This window comes from Pseudomonas sp. NPDC087639, from assembly GCF_044743385.1.
Taxonomy (GTDB): Bacteria; Pseudomonadota; Gammaproteobacteria; order Pseudomonadales; family Pseudomonadaceae; genus Aquipseudomonas.
This window is the reverse complement of record NZ_JBIUWI010000001.1, coordinates 374,289-390,703: the sequence shown is the minus strand read 5'-3', so window position 1 is coordinate 390,703 and position 16,415 is coordinate 374,289. Positions and strand designations below refer to the sequence as shown.

The 16,415-nt window shown below is 48.3% G+C and carries 12 protein-coding genes; 8 read left to right on the top strand and 4 right to left on the bottom strand.

The window, feature by feature from the left end; genetic code table 11:
- The first annotated feature begins 2 nt into the window (after positions 1 to 2).
- From ACIOVB_RS01615 to ACIOVB_RS01580, 8 genes are all read left to right on the top strand, one after another.
- A complete protein-coding gene (locus tag ACIOVB_RS01615; protein WP_401264236.1) occupies positions 3 to 1,184 on the top strand; it encodes an EAL domain-containing protein in 1,182 nt (393 codons plus the stop codon).
- Between the two features lie 48 nt (positions 1,185 to 1,232).
- On the top strand, positions 1,233 to 4,451 hold the full coding sequence (locus ACIOVB_RS01610; protein WP_401264235.1) for an ATP-binding protein: 3,219 nt from the start codon (positions 1,233 to 1,235) through the stop codon (positions 4,449 to 4,451).
- A 53-nt stretch (positions 4,452 to 4,504) separates the two neighbouring features.
- Positions 4,505 to 5,152, top strand: coding sequence for a response regulator (locus tag ACIOVB_RS01605; protein ID WP_401264234.1), 648 nt, complete (start codon positions 4,505 to 4,507; stop codon positions 5,150 to 5,152).
- A 302-nt stretch (positions 5,153 to 5,454) separates the two neighbouring features.
- Positions 5,455 to 5,997, top strand: coding sequence for a fimbrial protein (locus ACIOVB_RS01600; protein WP_401264232.1), 543 nt, complete (start codon positions 5,455 to 5,457; stop codon positions 5,995 to 5,997).
- 52 nt (positions 5,998 to 6,049) lie between these two features.
- Positions 6,050 to 6,787, top strand: coding sequence for a molecular chaperone (locus ACIOVB_RS01595; protein WP_401264231.1), 738 nt, complete (start codon positions 6,050 to 6,052; stop codon positions 6,785 to 6,787).
- 73 nt (positions 6,788 to 6,860) lie between these two features.
- Positions 6,861 to 9,452, top strand: coding sequence for a fimbria/pilus outer membrane usher protein (locus ACIOVB_RS01590; protein WP_401264230.1), 2,592 nt, complete (start codon positions 6,861 to 6,863; stop codon positions 9,450 to 9,452).
- Between the two features lie 10 nt (positions 9,453 to 9,462).
- Positions 9,463 to 10,485, top strand: a complete 1,023-nt coding sequence (locus ACIOVB_RS01585) for a fimbrial protein (RefSeq protein ID WP_401264228.1) — start codon at positions 9,463 to 9,465, stop codon at positions 10,483 to 10,485.
- Positions 10,486 to 10,567: 82 nt separating this feature from the next.
- Positions 10,568 to 11,569, top strand: a complete 1,002-nt coding sequence (locus ACIOVB_RS01580; protein WP_401264227.1) for a fimbrial protein — start codon at positions 10,568 to 10,570, stop codon at positions 11,567 to 11,569.
- Between the two features lie 111 nt (positions 11,570 to 11,680).
- Here ACIOVB_RS01580 and ACIOVB_RS01575 read toward each other — a convergent pair whose 3' ends face one another.
- From ACIOVB_RS01575 to ACIOVB_RS01560, 4 genes are read right to left on the bottom strand one after another with little or no spacing between them, the layout of a single operon-like run.
- Positions 11,681 to 12,130: a response regulator gene (locus ACIOVB_RS01575; RefSeq protein ID WP_401264225.1), complete on the bottom strand. Its 450-nt coding sequence runs from the start codon at positions 12,128 to 12,130 to the stop codon at positions 11,681 to 11,683.
- Entirely contained in the window at positions 12,127 to 14,445 is a 2,319-nt protein-coding gene (locus ACIOVB_RS01570; protein WP_401264223.1) for an ATP-binding protein, read from the bottom strand. Before ACIOVB_RS01570 ends, ACIOVB_RS01575 begins: the two co-directional genes overlap by 4 nt.
- Positions 14,442 to 15,095: a response regulator gene (locus tag ACIOVB_RS01565; protein WP_401264222.1), complete on the bottom strand. Its 654-nt coding sequence runs from the start codon at positions 15,093 to 15,095 to the stop codon at positions 14,442 to 14,444. Before ACIOVB_RS01565 ends, ACIOVB_RS01570 begins: the two co-directional genes overlap by 4 nt.
- Positions 15,088 to 16,275 carry a sensor histidine kinase gene (locus ACIOVB_RS01560; RefSeq protein ID WP_401264220.1) on the bottom strand — a complete coding sequence of 396 codons (1,188 nt, stop codon included), beginning with the start codon at positions 16,273 to 16,275 and terminating at the stop codon, positions 15,088 to 15,090. Before ACIOVB_RS01560 ends, ACIOVB_RS01565 begins: the two co-directional genes overlap by 8 nt.
- Positions 16,276 to 16,415 lie beyond the last annotated feature (140 nt).

Below are 16,415 nucleotides of genomic sequence, written 5' to 3'. Positions count from 1 at the left end.
GTATGTGTTCATTGAGCGTGCTGATCGTAGAGGATCATATTTTTCAACGTGAGTATCTGAAGAGTTTATTTAAAGAGCAGGGTGTTAATCAAGTTGAGCTTGCCTCGGACGGTCAAGAGGCACTGCAATGGTTGGATAAGAAAGAGTTCGATTTGATTCTCAGCGATCTAATGATGCCAGGTGTAGATGGTGTTCAGTTTATACAGCGGTTAGCACTTTTCAAAAAACCGCCTCGCTTAGCTCTTATGAGTTCCCATTCAATGCGTATCTTGGGTGGTGTTAGCACTGTTGCAGAGATACTTGGGATTACTGTTGTTGATAGGATATCAAAGCCAGCCCTGCCAGAGTCCATTAAAGCATTGGTCGACAAATGCGCTATACCGCAGGCTGAATCTGTAAATGAGTTTAGATCGATCGTAGCTTTCGAAGGCGATGTACTTCGAGAGGCGTTGGAGCTAGAGCAATTTCAGGCTTGGTTTCAGCCAAAAATTAATTTAGCGACAGGGTGTATAGGTGCAGCAGAAGCCCTCGTGCGGTGGGAACACCCCACATTGGGCACGCTGCTACCAGGGCAGTTTTTGGAAGGAATTTTTAACGAGGGTATGGATGAGGCTCTTTTGTTCAGCATGACCAGACAAACAATTGCCTCCCAAGCCATTTGGCGTGAGTCCGGATTTAAAATTCCTGTATCCATTAATTTGCCGACGCATCTTTTATGCGATTGTACGTTGCCCGATCGTCTGTATGATCACGTATTGAAGTGTGGCGGTACACCGTCAAGCTTAGTATTTGAGTTGACTGAATGCAGTATGACCGATTGTCTCAGTAACTACATCGCGGGCGTATGCAGGCTGCGGATGAAAGGCTTTGGTTTAGCGCAAGACGATTTTGGACAAGGATTCAGTTCATTTTACAATATGGTAAAAACTCCCTTTACCGAGTTAAAGATTGATCGGAGCTTGATAACCAATTGCGAGTCAGAAAGCAGCTCTGCCGCAGCCCTGAAAAGTATCATCGCATTAGGTCGCGAGCTCGGTTTGAATGTTGTAGCTGAGGGAGTGGAAAACAGGGATCAGCTTGCGCTTTTACGAGAATTCGGCTGTGATATGGCTCAAGGGTTTCTGATTTCGAAGGCGGTGCCTGCAAAATCGTTCCAATCGCTGTTACTGAACGATGGGCGTTAGTCTGAGAGGGCATAATCGGGGAACATCATTCGTCAATTGGAACGAGCTATGGCACCTGACAACTCGATAAAAAAATTTGCTCGTACTTCGTTACGGTTAAACCGTTTGCTGATCGTGAGCTTTTCGTTGTTGTTTGTATTGATAGGTATCACCTACTGGGTCGGGGAGCGTTTAGTTCAAGAGCAGTTGTATAAGGTTCAATTGCACTTTGATCGGCTTGTTGGTGGTATTCATGAGCAGGAAACGTTTCTTCAACGAATTGCACGACCAACTGATGAGGCAACGCAAAGGCAAAATAGGGCTAACGTTCCCATTCAATTGCAAAAGCTAAAAGAAGATCACGGGTATGCCTTTTATGAGGGCAAAGAGTTTTCTTTCTCGATGCCTTTTATGCTGACGATTCCAAGTAGTCCTGAAGATCCTGGCGGAAAGTTTAATATCGGTAAACTGGGGGTATTGATCTCCAATTTTTACGGATCTTACTGGAGTACCTCATCATACTCTGCTCCTCAAACTTATATTTTAGATCTTGATAGCAAAACCAGTATAGCAGTGCCTGCTGCTGACTTTGCAGTACCTCGCGGTCGTGCAGGGAAAGCAATTTATGCTAATCAAAGTGAAGCGCTGAAAGAAAAGATCTTGAGAGTTGATAGTTCTGGTGTGGATGGTTCAACTAAATGGGCTTCTGTTGCGACTGGCAATAGTGCGACTGACGTTGAATTAATCGTTTATATGCATACCCGAGTCCCAAAGGATCTATGGCTAACTGGGAGGGAGGAGCAGCGAGTCGTCGTAGCCTCCGTTCTGGATTTTTCTTCTATTCGCGAGTTTTTTCGGCTAGGCGATTGGGCTGTTTTTGACTCGGTAGGATTGATCACCCCTGATGGATTATTATTGACGGGCAGTGACCAATTTTCCCCTGAGAGAGCAGATGGGCTTAGTTTTGATAAGAACGGATTTCTTGTAAAGGTAACCAGCGCCGATGGTTGGAAAGGATTCTATTATCTAAGTTATCGGGCGTTTGCCCTATATGCTAAATGGCAGCTTTTTATGCTGCTATCTATATGCGTGGTGCTTGTCGCAGCGGGATATTTAATCTTTCGCTGGTATGCTTTTAAGGTTGTTGCACCTGCACGAAACGCACATGACCTGGTCGTTGAAAGTGACAAGTTTGGTCGCGCAATTATCCAAGGTGCGCCAGTCGGGCTATGTATATTGGGACGTAAAACTCGCAAAGTTGTGATGGAAAACGAATTGGCTTTGCAATGGGTTGGTGATACCACCGCCATCAGTCGGTTAAGCAGATCATGGGACTTCGATAATGATGTAAAAGAAGGAGGAAGTCCCAGGAATTTGACTATTGTTTTAAATGGTCGGCAGTTAGAGGTCATGTTCTCGAATACGCGTTATAAAGGTGAGGATGTAGTCCTCTGTGCATTCACTGACATAACGACCTACAAGTTAGCCGAGAAAGCCTTGGCGGAAGCAAAGCAATCCGCAGATGCTTCGAATGAAGCTAAATCAATTTTTCTCGCTACGATGAGCCATGAAATTCGCACTCCACTGTACGGTGTGCTAGGCACGCTGGAGTTACTGATGCGCTCTCAGCTCAACTCCCAACAGCGCTCTCAAGTGCTAACAATGCAGCGCTCCTCCTCCATTTTACTGCAAGTCATCAGTGATATACTTGATGTTTCAAAAATAGAGGCTGGCCAGCTTGCAATTGAGTATCTCGAATTTAATTTATTGGAAATGATTGAGGATGTCGTTCAGTCGTACTCCGCTGCGGCTCGCTCAAAGAATTTGACATTCTACGCATGTATTGACTCGCATATACCGACGACTCTGCAAGGCGATCCTTCCAGGATACGCCAGGTGCTCAATAACTTGATCAGTAATGCAATCAAGTTTACCGATGTCGGAAGAATTGCACTGCGAGTCAAATGTGAAAATGGTATCGGCGTTTCTAATTTGTCGTTTCAGGTTGCGGATAGTGGTTCAGGCATACCGCAGGAGCTTCAGTCGCGTCTTTTTGAACCGTTTTATCAAATTCATAATCATCACCAGATTTCTAGTGGCACGGGGCTCGGGCTATCAATTTGCTCCCGCCTAACCAAGTTGATGGGCGGTACATTAGATGTTGTGAGTGAATATGGACACGGTAGTAGTTTTACTTTGCGGCTCTCGCTAAAATCCATGTGTGTTGATGATCCGGCCTCCATAGATATAAAATTTTCAAAAAAAATAGTTGTTGTGCGCTCACCAGTTAATGAGCTTTCAAATAATCTCTGCGAATGGCTGGTTCGTTATGGCGCTAATGCGGTTGTCGCGCGCCATTCTCAAGCTAATGTGAGCTCTAATGTCATGCTTGTGGATGTTGCTTTTGATGACGCCGATCTTGCAGATTGGAATGGGGAGCACGTTGTATGTACTCCAGGTGCTCCAATTGAGCCAGCACGTGCTTACAATGGCTATACAGTTAGTATGTACAGTTTCAAAGGGATTCTGCGTGCTATAGCCCTAGCTCAAGGCGATTCAGCATACGTTGCTGAATTAAAAGAATCTCCAAATAGATGGAGCAGACTCAGTTTAAATGTACTGGTAGCTGAAGATAATCCGATTAACCAAACGCTTCTCAAAGAGCAGCTAGAGGAGCTCGGCTGTACTGCGGTTGTCGCCCACAATGGGCTAGAAGCTATGCAGCTATGGGAACAAGATGCGTTCGATATAGTGCTTACCGACGTTAATATGCCTGAGATGAATGGCTATGAGTTTACTGCTGCTCTACGCAAAACCGATGAGCTGACTCCAATCGTTGGCGTGACTGCTAATGCGATGCGTGAGGAAGGTGAGCGTTGCGTCGCTGTAGGTATGAACGCTTGTGTCGTAAAGCCAATTTCGTTGCAAACACTTCACGACGTATTATTAAAGCTGTGCGGACACCTGGACGGCGCAGTAATGTCAGCAGAGATCTCCCTACCAAAAAGTCAGATGCAGGTATCTGATTCATTGCGTAGTGTTTTTATCACCACTCTTTCTGAGGATGTTAGCCATATAAGGCAGTCCCTGCTCGGAAAGGATGCTGAGTCTGTTGGCTCTATGCTGCATCGCGTGCGTGGCGGACTTGTGGTAGTGCAGGCTCAGGATCTGCAGATGCGCTGTGAATCACTGGAAAAGCAGCTACGATCAGAAGGGTGGAGTGATGAGACCGGATTGGAAGTGGAAAACCTTCTCGAAGAAATTCTTGGGGAAATGAACAAGATATGACCGTACGCATATTCGCATCGATCAATATAAAACCTTCTTGAGGGATATCTAGCGTGAATCAAGTCAAAGTGGTTTTAGCTGATGATCATCCCATCGTTCTTGCGGGGGTGAAAGAAATAGTGCAGTCCGATCCAAATTATAGGGTCGTTGGAGTTGCTCGCACGTCAAGCGAATTGATCGCTGCAATAAGTCAGCATAAGCCACAAATTGTTATCACCGACTACTACATGCCTGGTGATGAGAATTATGGCGACGGCATGCGCTTGATAACTCATATGGTTCGTAAGTTTCCAGATGTGAAATTTTTGGTGTTAACCATGTTGAATAATCGATCCATTTTGGGGGGGCTATATGATTCCGGTGTGTCAGGCGTGCTTCAGAAGAGCATTAATTTGGATGAGATAACTGATGCGCTTCGTACTATCTCTCTAGGCCGGATTTACAAGGGTGGTTTTGCGTTAGAGGAAGATAACGTGATGCCGTCAAATTCATCCGTTAAAGAACGTATTGCTAGTATTTCCAAAAAAGAAGCTGAGGTCTTGCGGTTGTTTCTCGGGGGTATGCGCATAAAAGATATTGCTACCAATCTCAATCGTAGCACTAAGACAGTTAGTACACAAAAAACCACAGTTATGCGGAAGTTGAGTGTACATTCCGACCAAGAGCTTTTTGCTTTTTGTCAGGAACATAGAGTGGTCTGAGATATTATTTTATCAGCTGGCTGATGACGTTAATCAGGTTTAAGATCAACCTGCAGTAAATTTATTCCTTTCCCGCAGGGTTGGGGATGGTTGTTAGTCGTTTTTGTTATTAGGTGTTTGTCCATCTCGTTCGGCATAGCCCGATGATTTTTAGGGTTTCTCCGATTTCCCCGGCTTCTGCCTATCCATAAAATTTACCAAGTCGATTCCCGCTACCAGCTCAATACGGTAATGGGGCTCGATTGGTAGGGGCTTCTTACGGTTCCAGTAGAAGCTTCATATGGATCTAACAGAGTCTGATCATGAAAAAGAAATTGTTCGTCGTAACCCCATTCCTGGCAGCGTTCATGGCCTCATTGAGTGCTCATGCTGCCCCACAGACTGGTGCCATCAACATCAGCGGTAGTGTCATCGACAGTACCTGCTACGTTGATATCGGCTCCAGCAACGTCAGCGTGACGCTGCCTAACGTTGATAAGACCATGCTTCAACTCCCAGACAGCAGTGCGGGTGTTACACCTTTTACGTTAAAGGTTTCTGGTTGCTCCGAGGGTGCTGGTGTTCAGAAGGTATCCGTCGCATTCATCCCTGACAGTAATGTGGATATGAACGGCAACCTGGCGAATACGGGCACTGCTCAGAATATCGCAGTTCAAATTTTGGATAAAGACCAGAATCCGATCGATATCCGTAACGACACGTTTTCTGCGCAAATGGCCCGTGGTGCTGCCACTGATTCTGCTGACATCGACTTGCGTTACTTTGCGAAGTATCACTCGGTTGCCGGTAGTGCTGGCGCAGGCGACGTTAGTGCTGTTGCGAACTTCCAGCTGGTTTACAACTAATCGTTTTCTCCAGGGGAGGGTACTCCTCCCCTGGTGTTAAGAGGTGAAGCTCATGTTTTCCATAACAGTTCCTAATCTAAGGAGGCTCTCGGCTGGCTTACTGTTTTTATCGCTGGCCCCTCACGCAATAGCAGGCGTCGTAATTGAAGGTACGCGTGTAATTTACTCTGAGAAAGAACGCGCAGTAACCGTCAAGATGACAAACAAGGGTAAGGAGCCTGTTTTAATGGAAGTTTGGGCGGATGGAGGAGATATTAAGTCCAAGCCACAAACTGCTGATGCGCCATTTTTAATTACTCCACCGATCTTTCGCCTAGATCCTCAGAAAGGGCAGAGTGTCCGCTTGGTATTTACCGGCGAAAATTTACCTAAAAATCGTGAGTCCCTGTTCTGGTTTAATGCTTTGGAGATTCCTTCAATGCCCAAAGCAGCAGATAGTAATTTTATGCAAATTGCGGTGCGCTCTCGGTTGAAGCTGTTCTATCGCCCGGCGGGTCTTTCTGGAAGTCTCGATAAGGCAGTTGAGCAAGTAAAATGGGAAGTGATTGATAAAGGATCCGAGGTTTTTCTGAAAGGAGAGAATCCCAGTCCTTATCACGTAACTTATAGCAGTCTTGAATTAGTGCAGGGTGGGAAATCATATCCGGCCGCTAATGGAATGATTGCTCCATTTAGTACAGAGCTTTTCAAGCTAGGTGACGTAAAAGTTAATTTTAACAATCCCCAGCTTCGGTATCGCTGGATGAGTGATTATGGGTCGGGGGTTGAGCGCGAAGTGCGTTTGCAGTAAATCTTTGATATCGATAACTGCTGGCTCGGTTGTTTTGCGAATTCTTTTTGGCGTGCTTTAGAGAGGAGGCGTTGTGAAGCAGTATGTTTTTTGTTGTGAGACTAAAACGCTTCCAAGAAACTTCAAGTTTGCATTGAATCTATCGTTCGTAATGCTCACATCTGGCATTTTTTTCGCCGCAAAGGGGTTTGCTGACGAGCACGCATCTTTTAATCGAGCTTTCACTGAAGGGCGTGGTGGACATCCTGTTGATCTGAGCCGATTCGAACGTGGTAACCCAGTAACCCCAGGAAATTACCAACTGGATGTTTACGTCAATCAGATATGGGTGGCACGCGATGAGGTTAGAATCATGGCCAGCAGCCGGTCTGAAGCAGCGACTTTCTGCTTCAGGCGTGAACAACTGAGCGCTTTTGGCTTGGATGTTGCCAAAATTTCTGTTCAGAAGCCCGCAAATCAATCATCTGCTGATTCGAATTGCATTAACGTTGAAAAAGATTTTCCTAAGTCACGTATTGATTTTAACCTTGGTGATCTTCGCGTGGATCTTAGCGTTCCGCAGGCTTTTCTCAAGCGGGTGGTGCGCGGCTACGTAGAGCCTGAAAGCTGGGAAAGCGGTGTTACTGCGGGCTTCATTGATTACAATGCCAATACGTACCGAACCTCTCAGCGAGGAGAGCTCAGTACCCAGACATATATTGGAGTCAACTCCGGATTGAATATCGGTGACTGGCGCATTCGTCATAGTGGTAATTACACTCAATCTTCAGGTGACGGCCAAGGTTCGAAAGGGAACTATCAGGTTGGTAGCAGTTACGTTCAGCGTGATCTTACGTCACTCAAGTCTCAGCTGACGATTGGCGAGTATTATACTCCCTCCGAGTTGTTTGACAGCGTTCCATATACCGGAATACAGCTAAGCTCTGACGATCGAATGTTGCCAGACTCTCAGAGGGGGTTTGCACCAGAGATTCGTGGCACCGCAGAAAGTAATGCGAAGGTTGTCGTCAGGCAGGGCAATAATATTCTCTATGAAACGAACGTCGCGCCTGGCCCCTTTGTTATCAATGATCTTTATAATTCTGGTTACGCGGGCGATCTGGACGTTACAGTAACTGAGGCTGATGGACGGGCACGGAGCTTTACTGTTCCTTTTGCTTCAGTGGCTCAGCTTTTGCGTCCTGGTACATCTAGGTACAGCGTAGTCGCGGGCACTTACCGTGATGATCAATTGGCCTATAAGCCCAATTTTATTCAAGGAACCTACCAGCGAGGCCTTTCAAATTCTTGGACTGGCTATACCGGAAGCATCATTTCTGATCAATATCTAGCGGTGCAAGGAGGGCTTGCTTTAAGCACGTCGTTTGGTGCGTTAGCCTTTGATGTCACCCATTCCAATGCATCCGATCTTCCGGTAAACAGTGGAATGAAGAGCAGCTCTAGTGGTCAGAGTTATAGGCTGGCATACAGTAAAGTTTTAGAGTCGACTAAAACAAACTTTGCTGTGGCTGCGTATCGTTTTTCCAGTGATGGGTACTTGGGCTTTTCCGACTACGCCAGTACACGATCCCTTGAGGGCGATCTGAACGGACATGTACCACATCGTCAGCGTAACAGGTTTCAAGTCAACGTAAATCAACCGCTTCCGGGAAAGTTGGGAAGTTTCTATCTAAGTGGCTCCGCCCAGAATTATTGGAATACCGAATCAGGGAGTGACACTAGCTACCAGGCAGGGTATTCAAACAACTTTAACTGGGGGAGCATGAGTTTGTCTGCGAGTCGAACACAGACTCCTTATGGCGAGGACGATACACGCTACATGCTGAGCGTTTCTATGCCACTCGGTCGATCAGCACGAGCACCCTATCTAAGCGCAAGCAGTACATATTCTCAATCTGGTGATATTAACAATCAGCTTAGTGTGTCCGGTTCACTTGGAGAGTTTAATCAAACTCATTACGGTGTTTATGGATCCCAGAGTATCAGCGACGGTACCCGTTCTCAATCCAGTGGTGCTAATCTGCAGCACCGTGCGTCTTTGGCAAACTTGCAAGCAGGACTTAGTAATGGCGAAAATTATCGTCAGGCCAACTTTGGCATAAGTGGCAGCGTCGTGGCTCATCCTGGAGGCATTAACTTTACCCAGTCTCAAGGAGAAACCAGGGCTATAGTCGAGGCCAAAGGCGCCGAGGGAGCAGCACTTCTGAACAGTAGCGGAGCTCGGGTTGGAAGCAACGGATACGGAGTAGTGTCGAGTCTAAGCCCTTATCGTAACAATCAAGTCTCTCTTGATTCACGTAATATCTCAGACGATGTAGAACTGCAGACTACTTCTCAGAACGTTGCGCCAAGGTATGGCGCAGTCGTTCAGTTAAAATACAAAACACAAACCGGTAAGCCGTTATTGTTACATCTCACCGACAAGGAAGGGCAAAGTCTACCGGTTGGCGCTGAAGTTCAGGATGATCAGGGTAATAGTCTCACGCTGGTTGGCCAAGGCAGTCGAGTATTTGTTCGCACCGAAAAAGATCAGGGCAAAATCATCGTGCTTTGGGGGGATCGAGTAGATCAAAGCTGTGAAGCAAATTACTTAGCTCCGGAGACCACGGACAAGTCTGCATCAATACTGAAAGTTCAGGCCATCTGCTCGCCGCGTGTATCTTGAGGGAGAAGTGATGAGAAGATCGCTTTGCTGTTTTTTGACATTTGCAATGTTGTGTGTACTTGCTCCGCTTGCAGAAGCAGCTTGCTCCTTCGATAAGTACAGTGCGCTTTCCGAGACGACCATTAATCTTCCAGCTTCGTTGAGCGCTTCTAGAGATTTACCGATTGGAGCGGAGGTGTGGAGCAGCGGTTGGGTGAAGTCGCCTAGCACACTTATTCGGTGTACTGGCAGCGGTTTTATACAGGGCGCTTTAGCCAGCGGGATAGGCGCTGCCGTTCCCGGATATACAGGTGGCGGATTCAGCTCTGTATTTGAAACTAACGTTCCCGGATTAGGTATTTCAGTTTATCTTTGCAGCAACGTTCCAACGGGCTGTGGTACAGATTTTTCTTCGTTGGTTGCACTCGCTAATCTAAATACGCCATTGACAGACACGTACGTCCCACTGGTCGGCAGTTGGCTAGTTCGCTTGATTAAGGTTGGGCCAATATCTAGTTCCGTTCCTTTGCAGATTCCTGGGGTTAGTTCAGGTTACGCTCACGGTTTGGAGACCGGTCGGTTGATGCTGTCTGGGCAAATGCAAATTAACACCATAGGCTGTGAGATCACATCTCAAAGCAGGAATATAACGGTCTCTTTGCCATCTGTAATGATGGCGGACTTTGGTGATGATACGACAATCTTGAATAACAGATCAAAATCGCAAGCGTTTGAAATCAGTTTGATGTGCGACGCAGGAACTAGGCTCAGATACCAAATTGATGGAACGGAATCATCATCGGCATATCATGTGCTTGCTAATGCGCAGGGGTCTGGAATGGCTGCAGGAATAGGTGTTCAGCTGTTTCGAGGAGAGTTCGGTGATGATGATGTAGTCCCCTTGGGAATAAGCTTGTTTCATACAGACGTTCAAAGTAGTTCAAGAGTGGTTATTCCTTTGATGGCACGCTACTACAAAACGGCAGCCCGTGTGAGTGAAATGAGAGCGGGACAGGTCTCCATCGCCGCTACCTTTACTTTGAGTTACGAGTAGGTTCGCTCAGCAGTGTTTAATATATGGTCATCAATCTAGGGTTCAATTTTTTGATCTAGATCGAACTCTTTGAAGGTGTACTATGAAGTTCTTAGTCTCTGTATTCTTAGGTTGGCTTTCATTGGTGTCCTCTGTTGAGGCTGTCTGTTACTTTGATAATGCTGTGCAGTCTCAGTTTTCGATAAGTATGCCTTCCACATTAAATATAGCTCGTGATGCACCGGTTGGGGCGGAACTTTGGAGTAGTGGTTGGGTTGAAGGCCCCTCTACTAATATTCGTTGCCTTTCTACCGGTAACGTTAGTGGTCTGCTTGCGAGCGGGATAGGGGCTGCGGTACCTGGATTCTCTAGTAATGGATACAATTCTGTTTTCAAAACAAATGTTGAGGGTGTAGGTGTTTCAGTTTATTGGTGCAATAACTACGCAAGCTCATGTAACACCAACTATAACAATGTCACGCCAATCGCTAGTTTGTCGTGGTCTGTAAATCCCTATGCGTATTCACTAAAAATCAGTTGGTGGGTGCGGCTCGTTAAAACTGGATCAATTGCTCCAGTGAATTCGTTGGCGCTAAGTGGTGTTAATCAGATTAGGTATCATGATTTAGTAGTTGCAAATTTAAGTATGGTTGGTCAGGTGGGTATCAATGTCAGTGCGTGCGAAGTTAGTCCGCAAAGCTCTAATATCACTGTTGCTTTACCTAATGTATTGCGCTCCGACTTTAACAATTCTATGTCGGTTTTAGACGATTCGGTCAAGGCCAAGTCTTTTGAGATAAGTATGCTCTGTGAGGGAGGGATAAATGTTCACTATCAGGTTGATGGTGCGGCCAGTGGAGATGCGCTTAGAAATATAGAGGGCCCCGGCATGGCTACTGGGGTGGGAATCATGCTTTTTCGTGGAGATCAGGGCAGCCAAATTGTTCTTCCTCTAGGTCAGAAGATTTTTCATGGCGCGACCTCTGGGAAATCTATCGTCAAAATTCCGTTGACTGCTAAGTATTATAAGACTGCGGCTACTAATCGTGAAATTACTGGCGGTGATGTATCTGTGGTGGCGGTATTTACCCTGTTTTACGAATGAGTTTCAAGAGTTAACGACCCCTGACAATTCATAGTATTGATCACCGATTACCGGGATTGAATCGCGTATCTCCCAAGCATCAATGGAATGTTAGCGCCTTTCAAAGATGGTTCAATCGTGCCGGCGAAGAAGTTCTATTCTTTCCTTTGGTAATAGTGTGCTTAGAGCCCTATAGAGAGCTCGTGTTTCCAGCAGGTTCCATACACGCAACATTGTTTCGAGTACATCCAGCGGCTTACTGATGAAATCTCTCGCACCTAATGAGAGTGCGCGCAAACGTGTATCGCGAGTTGCATCAGCTGTCAGCACCAAAATCGGCAGGTACTCTCCGCTTGGAATACGTCTGTTGAGCTGTTCCAGAACCGCAAACCCATCGAACTCCGGCATGTGCAGGTCGAGAATCACCAAATCCGGCTCGAAACTATTAAACAAATCCAGCGTGCGTAGAGGGTCAGTAGTGCTCAAGACATTGCTCAAACCCTCGCGAGCAAGTAACTGCTCTACCAATTCCAGATTGGGTCGTTGATCGTCCACGACCAAGATTCGCAAGTCGTTAATCATTTAGGCTCCGGTAAATGTCTGTCTAGGTGCGCAAAGAGCGTCGGTACATGGATAGGCTTGGTGAGTATTGCGGTCGCGCCGGCTTCACTCAGAGAGTCTCGTGTAATTTCACTCGCATCGGCTGTGATCATCAGCACTGGAATGCGGGACGTTTCGGCTCGTTGCCGTAGACGTCTCAAAACCTGTAGGCCATCTATGTCCGGTAGGGTCATGTCGAGCAGAATTAATTGGGGGGAATGTTGCGTTGCCAGCTCGACCCCTATCTGTCCTTGCATGCTGGACAATAGTTTCACCCCGGGACGTCGTTCCAGTAATGTTTCGATTAGGGCCAAGCTGGAAAGATTGTCCTCAATGCAGAGCACTTTTCCTTCATATTTTATGGATGGACGTCTCGGATCTTGCGGGGCTATGCCGACAGCCAGCCTTGGATCCGGAGAGACATTTGTGGAGGGAAGTTCAAAGGTAAAGCAAGAACCTTTATTCTCTGTGCTCTGTACCTTGAGGCTTCCACCCATCATTTCCAGGAGACTTTTGCTAAGCGCTAATCCAAGACCTGTACCCTCTACATTCGGGTCGGTTTCCAACCGTTCGAATGGCTTGAATAATTGATTCAGGCGTTCAGCGGGAATGCCTTTACCGGTGTCGCTGACCGTAACAAAAACACGCTCTTGGTTCACCTTGACACTGATCCGCACCTGTCCGTCAGGTCGATTATATTTGATCGCGTTAGAGAGTAGATTGAGAAGCACCTGAATCAAGCGTTGCCGGTCTGCCACGACTCCCTGTTGTGGAGGGATTGCCTCTAGGTCAGCCAGGCGAATGCCAGCAGCATTGGCCATAGGGGACACCAGTGTGACGGCCTCTTGTAATGCCGCTCCCAATGGAACAGGTTCTACGTTTAGTGCAAGTCGGCCAGCTTCTATCTTTGCGATGTCTAGCACCTCGTTGATCAGCGTCAGCAAGTGCTGGCCAGCGCGCAAAATGTGCTCGACTTGAGGTTTATGTGACTGGGGTGAGTCCATCTCCAACAATTGAGCAAAGCCAAGTATTGAGTTGAGAGGCGTGCGCAGCTCATGGCTCATGCGCGACAAAAACTCACTTTTCGCACGGCTTGCTCGTTCTGCTTCTTCCTGTGCCGTACGCAACTCGATTTCTGCGGTGCGACGATCAGTAATGTCTCGGGTTATCTTGGAGAAGCCGCGCAAGGCACCGCCGGCATCGTACTGCGCAGTAATCACAACACTTGCCCAGAAACGGCTGCCGTCCTTTCGGCAGCGCCACGCTTCCTCCATGTAATGTCCGTTTTTCTTGGCTTCGTCCAAGGCAAATTCGGGGTGTTGAGGGCATTCATCCGGCAGATAAAATAGTGAGAAATGGCGACCGATAATTTCCTGCTCAGTGTATCCCTTGATTCGTTCGGCGCCGGCGTTCCAGCTAGTGACATGCCCATCTGTATCGAGGGCGAAGATACCGTAGTCCTTCACCCCATCGATGATTAGTCGCAGTCGCTCTTCGTTGTCGCGCAAAGCACGCTCTCGCTCCGCCAGAAGCGATCCGGCTTCAATCAGGCGAGTGCCTAGCTGGCCAATTTCGTCGTGCTCTGGTGGTTGAGGTAGGAGGGGTTGTCCAAGCGCCAGGCGCTGAGCGTTCCCTTGGACTTGTTGGACTCTTGCGACTATACCTTTTGAGAGAAAGAGTACTGCAACAACGGCACCAAAAAGTCCGCAGACAGCCGCTAGCCAAGTCGACAGCAACAGACGTTCGCGTTTGGACGCGGCCGAAGCAGTGCGCTCAGCGAGCAGGGTATCTTCCAGTGCCCCCATGGTAATGATCCGCTCGCGCAGTTCGTCGAGGATGTGTTTGTTGTTGAGAAGGATACTGGTGACAGTTTCCGGATGTGTGTTACGCACATCCAGCAAATTCACGAGCCCCTCAACTTTTTTGTCGATCAAGGGGGTGATCGCTTGAAGTTGCTCCCGCACACGAGAGTCCCGAACATTGTTGTCCAGTCGTTTTAGGGCTGCATCGATCAGTGGTTTAGCATTCAAGTAACCTGGTAGAAAGTCTTCTCGACCGGTGAGTAAGTAGCCCCTTACGCTGGCAGCTGCTTCGGCAAGCAGTGTCTGCACAGTTTGAATATCGCCCTGCACAAGCAGCACCCGGCGTACGTCCTCCTCTGCGCGTGCAGTCTGGCGCTCCGTGGTATAGATCAACACTAGAGACAGCAACAGAATCACTAGCGGAAGGGAAATCACAAACAGTGCTTTGCCTCGCAGCGGTAAATTTGCCCAACTCTGGGCGGCTCTCACTTTCATGGTTGTGCCACTAAACCCAAGGCGATTCCTTTGACGGCTGCCTGGGTTCGATCGGCAGCCCCTAGCTTGGCGATGACACGCTCGACATGCGCTTTTGCTGTACCGGTGGTGATGCCAAGTTGCTCTCCTATTAGCCGGTTGCTGAAACCATTGGCAACCAGCGCGAGCACTTGACGCTCCCTCGCGGTCAATTGCTCGGAATGAATTGCTCCGTTAGCAGTTCTTTCAGTCATTCTTCGCAGTAGACGAGCGCTCACTGCGCTATTGAGTATTTCCTCTCCGGCTGCAATTCGTTGCAGGGCGTCGATTACTTCGTCGCGGCTCGCATCTTTCAGCAGGTAACCCACAGCGCCTGCATTCATCGCCGCTTCTAAGTGCTCGGGACTGTCGTCCATGGTGAAGATGACCACTTTTATCGCAGGCAGGCGTTCTCTAAGAGTTCTCGCCGCCGCTAGCCCATTGAGTACGGGCATGCGAATGTCGAGAATCACGATGTCGGGAGACATGAGATCGCACAATTCGATGGCTTCTTTTCCATCACGGGCTTGGCCGACTACAGCGAAGTGTGGATGACTGGCAAGCAGCGCAACAAAACCGGTGCGGGTAACTTCGTGGTCGTCTGCCAGCACCAGTCGCAAAACTTCACTCATACGCAGAGCCATCCAGTGCAAACGGTACGACGACGTGCAACTTTGTTCCCGATCCTGGTTGGCTGTCGCATTTAAAGCTCCCGTCTAGAAAGTTTGCCCGTTCCCTCATAGCCGCCATTCCCAAGCGTCGATCGCCTTCAGTATCGAGGGATCGCCCCATGACAAAACCTTCGCCGTCGTCATCTATTCGCAGTGAGGCCTGTCCTTTTGCTGCCTCCAACGCGAATGTCACACGGGATGCGCGGGAGTGTTTGAGAATGTTATTGATGGCTTCTTGGGCAATTCTGAATAGCGCTATTTCCACGGAGTTTGGCAGGCGTGCATCAGTATCGGCGTTCCAATGTACGTCGACTCCAGCTTCGCGAAGTCGATCGGCCTCTTTGTTGACAGCAGGCTGCAGACCAAAGTCATCGAGTACCGTAGGGCGTAAGCCAGAGATTAGTTGTCTCCCTTCGCCAACGCAGTGCTGAGCGAGCGCAAGAATTGCCTTCAAGTCTGCGTCCAGTGCTTCGGGCATTCGCGGACAGCTTCCGGCGAAACCTTGCAGGCGTTGATGTAGGCCCGCTAGTTTCTGCGCTAATCCGTCATGCAGGTCATACGCCATACGCTTGCGCTCGTCTTCTTGTGCGCTGAACAAGCGATGAACGAGATCTGACATCGTTTGCTCTCGTGCCCGTAAAGTCATCAGCAGGCGATCGTTCTCAAGATGAGCAGCCAATAGCGTCGCAAGCAACTGCAAGGATTCGACATCTTCAACGTCCGGGGCAGGAATGTTGACTGTATTTGCAAGGAACAGCAGGCCGAAGGGCGCTCCATCGCTACCTACCAATTGCACCTGCAATGATGTGGGCGATGCCGCCATTGCATGCTTCAGCCAAGCGTGGACATCGATGCCCCCGGCTGCAAAAAAATTGAGATCCTTGAGTTTCCCGGCGCTGCCTTGACTGGAGGCTATCTTTACCTGCGCTTCGGCATCCCATTCGATCAGAACGCCATGATCCATTGCTAGAAAAGCGCAAGCACGCTCTAGAACCCGGGCACGCATGGCTACTGGATCCAGGCGAGTCAGCTCTTGCCCAGTATCTACGAGCAGTCGCAACCGTGCTGCGCGACTTTGTGCCTGACGATACTCGGCACGAATGGCGAGAGCGCTGCCAAGATCCTCAGTTTGATTGTGCATTCTTAACTCCGGCGCTCGCGCGCTCGTACTCGCGGGTGCGTCATTAGATCCTGTGTTCACTATCTCGGGCATCTGCCGAATGGCATACGCAACTGGTTCCAGTCAGCCGATGGAGGCGAGCATACGGGTAGGCAAAGTGT